The sequence below is a fragment of the Pseudomonas sp. TREG-RG-20F-10-E-6-01 genome (genome assembly GCF_022662455.1).
In the GTDB taxonomy this organism is placed as follows: domain Bacteria; phylum Pseudomonadota; class Gammaproteobacteria; order Pseudomonadales; family Pseudomonadaceae; genus Aquipseudomonas.
The window spans coordinates 1-5202 of record NZ_JAKNQP010000028.1; the positions used below are offsets into that span (position 1 = coordinate 1).

General features: G+C 54.5%; 2 protein-coding genes and 1 pseudogene. All 3 read left to right on the forward strand.

All coding sequences use genetic code 11. The annotated features are described in order from the left end of the window. A pseudogene (locus L8K08_RS30045) lies at nt 1-3490 on the forward strand (RHS repeat-associated core domain-containing protein); the annotation flags it as partial. Nucleotides 3491-3893: 403 nt separating this feature from the next. Next, on the forward strand, nt 3894-4904 hold the full coding sequence (locus L8K08_RS30050) for a hypothetical protein (RefSeq protein ID WP_242201976.1): 1011 nt from the start codon (nt 3894-3896) through the stop codon (nt 4902-4904). A 5-nt stretch (nt 4905-4909) separates the two neighbouring features. Continuing rightward, the coding region (locus tag L8K08_RS30055) for a hypothetical protein (RefSeq protein ID WP_242201977.1) at nt 4910-5202 on the forward strand (293 nt) is incomplete at its 3' end.

Genomic DNA, 5202 nt, shown 5'->3' on the forward strand with positions numbered 1-5202 from the left:
CAAGCCGCTGGACCTGGTGGTGTGCATGAAGCACCCGCCAATGCCGCCGCAGTTTCTGGCCGAGGGTTCGGAAAAGGTCACGATCAACGGCCAACCTGCCGTGCGCAGCGGTGATCGCAGCACCTGCGATGCGACGGTGGTGTCGTCGGGGCTGATTTCCTCCAACGTGACCATTGGTGGCGGTTCGGTGGTGGTGCGTGAAATTCGCAGCGGCAAGACGCCAGGCGTCGGCCTGGCGGTCACGGCACTGTTGATGCTCAAGGGTGGCAAGGGCAAGTTCTTCAGCAAGTTACCGTGCATGTTGGTCAGCGGCGCGACCTCGATGGCCATCAGCAGCGCGATGGGCGCTGCGGCCAACGCCGCGATGGGCTCGTCGAACCCGGTGCATGCTGCGACGGGTGCGAAGATACTCGGCGATGTCGAGGAACTGGATTTCGTGCTGCCGGGCATTTTGCCGATCGGTTGGCAGCGCTTTTACAACAGCCGCGACGAACGCCAAGGTAGCCTGTTCGGTACCGGTTGGAGCGTGGCCTACGAGGTGTGCGTCGACATCCAGCCGCATCCCGAGGGCGGCGAAACGCTCGTGTATACCGACGAGCAGGGCCGGCCCATCGACATGGGCTCGATTCCGTTGGGCGGCGCGGTGTTCAGCGCCGGTGAAGGGCTTGCGGTACGGCGGCACCTCAATGGGCAGTTGCTGATCGAAAGCGACGACGGCATGTACCGCTTGTTCGAAGCTGCTCCAGCAGACCCGTCGCGACTGCGTCTGACCCAACTGGGTGATCGTAACGACAACCGCATCTATATCGACTATGACGAAGCCGGACGTCTGGTACGCCTGCGCGACACGTTCGATCTGGTTCAGGTTGAGCTGATCCGTGATCAGGGTCATGTAGCTCATATTGAGCGCCTCTACCCGGATCAACGTCGCGAAGTGCTCGTGAGCTACGGCTACGACGCGGCGGGCAATCTCGCGCAAGTGCGTGATGCAACAGATCAAGTCCAGCGGCGCTTCGTCTACGATGCCGGGCGCCGAATGGTGGAACATCAATTGCCCACCGGATTGCGCTGTTTCTATGAGTGGGCACTGGTTGAAGGCCTGGAATGGCGCGTGGTTAGGCATTGGACCGATGAGGGCGACGCTTACCAGTTCGACTATGACCTGCAGGCCGGTCTTACGCGCATCACCGACGGCCTGCAGCGTGTGAGTACGCGGTACTGGAACACTCAGCACCAGATCATTCAATACAGCGACAAACTCGGCCAGACCTGGCTGTTTGAGTGGAATGACGAACGTCAGTTGCTCAGCGCTACCGACCCACAGGCCGGGCGTTATGCCTACAACTACGACGAGAGCGGCAACCTGATCGGCGAAACCGACCCGCTGGGCCGCAGTGATTCGACCTTGTGGCTGGAACATTGGGCATTGCCGCTGGTGGAAACCGACGCCGCCGACAACAGTTGGCAGTATCGCTACGACCCACGCGGTAACTGCATCGCCGAGACCGATCCGCTGGGCTATATCACCCGTTACCGCTATGACGCGCACGGCCAGCCAGTGGAAATCATCGATGCCACTGGCAAAAGCAAACAACTGCGCTGGAACCCGTTTGGGCAGTTGGTCGAGCATATCGACTGCTCGGGCTACCCGACGCGTTTCAGCTACGACGACCGTGGCTATTTGCAGGTCATCACTGATGCCTTGGGTGAACGCACGCAGTTCAGCTACGACGCCCAGGGCCGTTTGCTCAGCAGCCAATTACCGGATGGGCGCACCGAGCAGTATCAGCGCGACGCCAGCGGGCAGTTGGTGGGCTACACCGATCCCGCCGGGCACACCACGCTCTATCAACACAACCGGCGAGGCCAGGTACGCCAGCGCACCGATGCCCATGGGCGGCAGGTGCAATTTGGGTATGACAGCTATGGGCGGTTGCAAGCGCTGGTCAACGAGAACGGTGAAAGCTATCGGTTTGCATGGGACGCCGGGGATCGGCTGACCGAGCAGTGCAACCTTGATGGCAGCACTAAACGATTTACCTATGACGCCCTCAATAACGTAAAGCGCGTCGAGGCCACTTCCGCGCCAGGAAGCGACCACACGCCCATCGAAGCACCGATTATTCAAGATTTGGAGCGAGATGCGATTGGCCGACTGACGGCCCGCATCACACCTGATGGACAGTACCGATTCCGCTACAGCCCGCTGCACCAATTGATTGAAGCTGTCGTCATTGATAATGACGGTAACGAGCAGCGCCTAGGCTTTACATATGACGCGCTGGGTTATCTCGTTGAAGAGCAAAGCTACGCGGGCCATTTGAAACATCATTACGACGAACTCGGTAACCTTATCCAGACACAGCTGCCTGATGGACGCTGGATCAACCGAATGTATTACGGCAGTGGTCACCTGCATCAGATAAACATAGACGGGCATGTGATTAGCGACTTCGAGCGCGACCGCCTGCATCGAGAAGTGATGCGCACACAAGGCGATATCAGTACGCGCAGCGAATATGACCGTAGCGGCCGCTTGCGTATGCGCCAACGTCGGCATGCCAGTCGACCGTCGCTGATACCGACCAACGATAAAGTCTATTTTGAATTTGATGCCAGTGATCTCCTGGTAGCGCGCCTCGAACAACTTCCCAATGGTGAGCAACGCCAACTGCTGCATTACGACGCGACAGGTCGAATCATCGCCAGCCAAAGTAGCCGCCCAACGCAGAATGAGACCTTGCGCTTCGACGCGGCAGCCAACCTCCTTGACGGTACATCCGATGTATCTGGGCGGGTGGTAAACAACCAGTTAATGGTGTTTCAGGATAAACGTTATCGCTACGACGGCTTTGGCCGAGTGATTGAAAAACGCAGCAATCAGTATGGCTTGCAGTCTTTCAGTTACGACTCCGATCATCGTTTGATTGAAGTCCGAACCCGCAAGGCCTGCGGCGAAAGCGTGGTCAGAATGCGCTATGACGCTCTGGGCCGACGAGTTGAGAAAACCGAACATGACAGTCAAGGTCATCTCATTGGTCGCACGCGCTTCGACTGGGATGGTCTGCAGTTACTGCAAGAGCATAAAAATAATCAGACCAGCCTGTATATTTACAACGGCAATGGTCATGAACCGTTGGCCAGGATCGACGGTGTTAACGAAACTCAACGAGTTCGTTACTACCATAACGATCCCAATGGATTGCCCCAGGCCTTGACGGAAAGTGACGGGCACCCGCTGTGGCGTGCTGACTATCAAATATGGGGCAATACCATCGACGAGCCTCGTGAACCGTACTTCATTGAGGAACAGAACCTGCGCTTCCAGGGACAGTATCTGGACCGGGAAATAGGGTTGCACTACAACACGTTCCGCTTTTATGACCCTGATGTGGGACGTTTTACAACTCCCGACCCAATAGGCTTGACAGGCAGCCTGAACTTTTACCGCTATTCGCCAAACCCATTCACTTGGATCGACCCGCTAGGCCTAAAAGAAAACGAAATTATTCGGTATATGGGCAAAAGCGAGACCGTTTCCTCCAAAGCGGCCAACGGCGGGAAAGGAGGCTTGGTTCCGAATATCAGAGGAGAGAAAGCGGTCTGGGTCAACCATGACAGCAATCCTGGGTTCAACCCAGGCAAGGAAGAGTATCGCGTGGTAGCGACCGTCAATAACGAAGGGGTGAGCATGCTCAACGACCATAAGGATATTTCTACCGTTGACTATAAAGAGACGGGCCTCAAAGATGGCGTACTCTCCAAGACCAATGAGCCCAAGGCAAAAGGTGTAGGTTTTCGGATACTCGACAAATTCAACAAAACCATCACCTCTTTTCGCGTCGAGAAAAAAGGGGCGAACGGAAAGTGGAAGACTTGCGGATAACGACAAAATGGATATCTTCAATCTCATTTCATACAAGCTTGAAAGTTTCCTGAATATCCGCCCAGTTCCTCAGGCACTGGGCGTTATTTTTTATCAGGAAGACGAACCCTTATTACTCTCCGCTGCCGCCAAGAAAAGCAATGGGACAACGCTTTATGTGAGCCGTTGGCACGATCTTTTTTCCGCGAGCGCTTTTGAAAAAGCCATGTTGAAACAGGGATTTACGGAGGCAGACTGCTATGCCCTTCTACTCGTCCTGTCTCGTTTTGGTCATTTGTTGGACATCGACAATCGTCAACGCACTAATAAAGACTATTTTATTTTCTTCTATCTGATCCAGCTGATCAGTCTAAAAAATAGCCCTATCGATGAGGACGCGGCGTTCAGGAACCACATGCTCACGTTCCTGCTTTTCGAATTGAGCATCGATGACGAGGTGTATCGCAGGTTCAGTATCAAGGATAACCAGCTGCTGATGGTGACCGAGGCTTTTGGATCTATAGCACTGCTGGACCTGATTAACGTGGTATACAAGACGATTAAAGCAGACACCAGAAAAGAACACGCACTGCTGAGCACTTTGAAAGCGTTCCAGACAAACATCGTTAAACTTTTGGTTACGCCGGACAATAAAAATTATCGCTTAAATTTTAATGATCGTTACAGCGAACTCATGTATCCCGACGTGTTCCTGTATGCCTACACCCACCACAGGCAGCAGGCTTTTGAAGCCTTGGTCGATACCGTCAACCCACTGCAATCAACCGAAAACCTTTTCGTTTCTAGTATTATTTTGATGAATTATGCTTTTTATATCCTGCGAACCCACCCACGAGAGATTCTGAAGCTAAAAAAATTCGTCGATGATGATGCGCTATTCGGCAAACTGCTAGAAGCCGTGATCAAGCGTCGAATGGCCGTTACTAAAGTGCAATTTGAAAAGATTCCAATAGGCCACGATCTGTCACTGATAAACGATAAGCAAACCTCTTTCTACAATATTTTGTACAGTCTTTAGCCTATATGCCTGACGCGTTATGGGCTGCCCGGATGGGCGATGCGCTGTCCCACACCTCGATGATGGCGGATATCCTCGGCGGTGTGCTGGAAGTGGCGGCCAATATCGCGATCACTGCCGTGGCAACGGCTGCCGTGGTTGCGGCCACCGGTATCACCGTGGCCACCGGCGGCCTCGGCTGCTTCCTACTGGGTGCGGTGGTGGGCACGATTGTTGGCCTGGCCATGAGCAAGAGTGGCGCGGACAAAGGGCTGACCAAGATATGCGATGCCTTCAGTAACGCCCTGTTTCCGCCCAC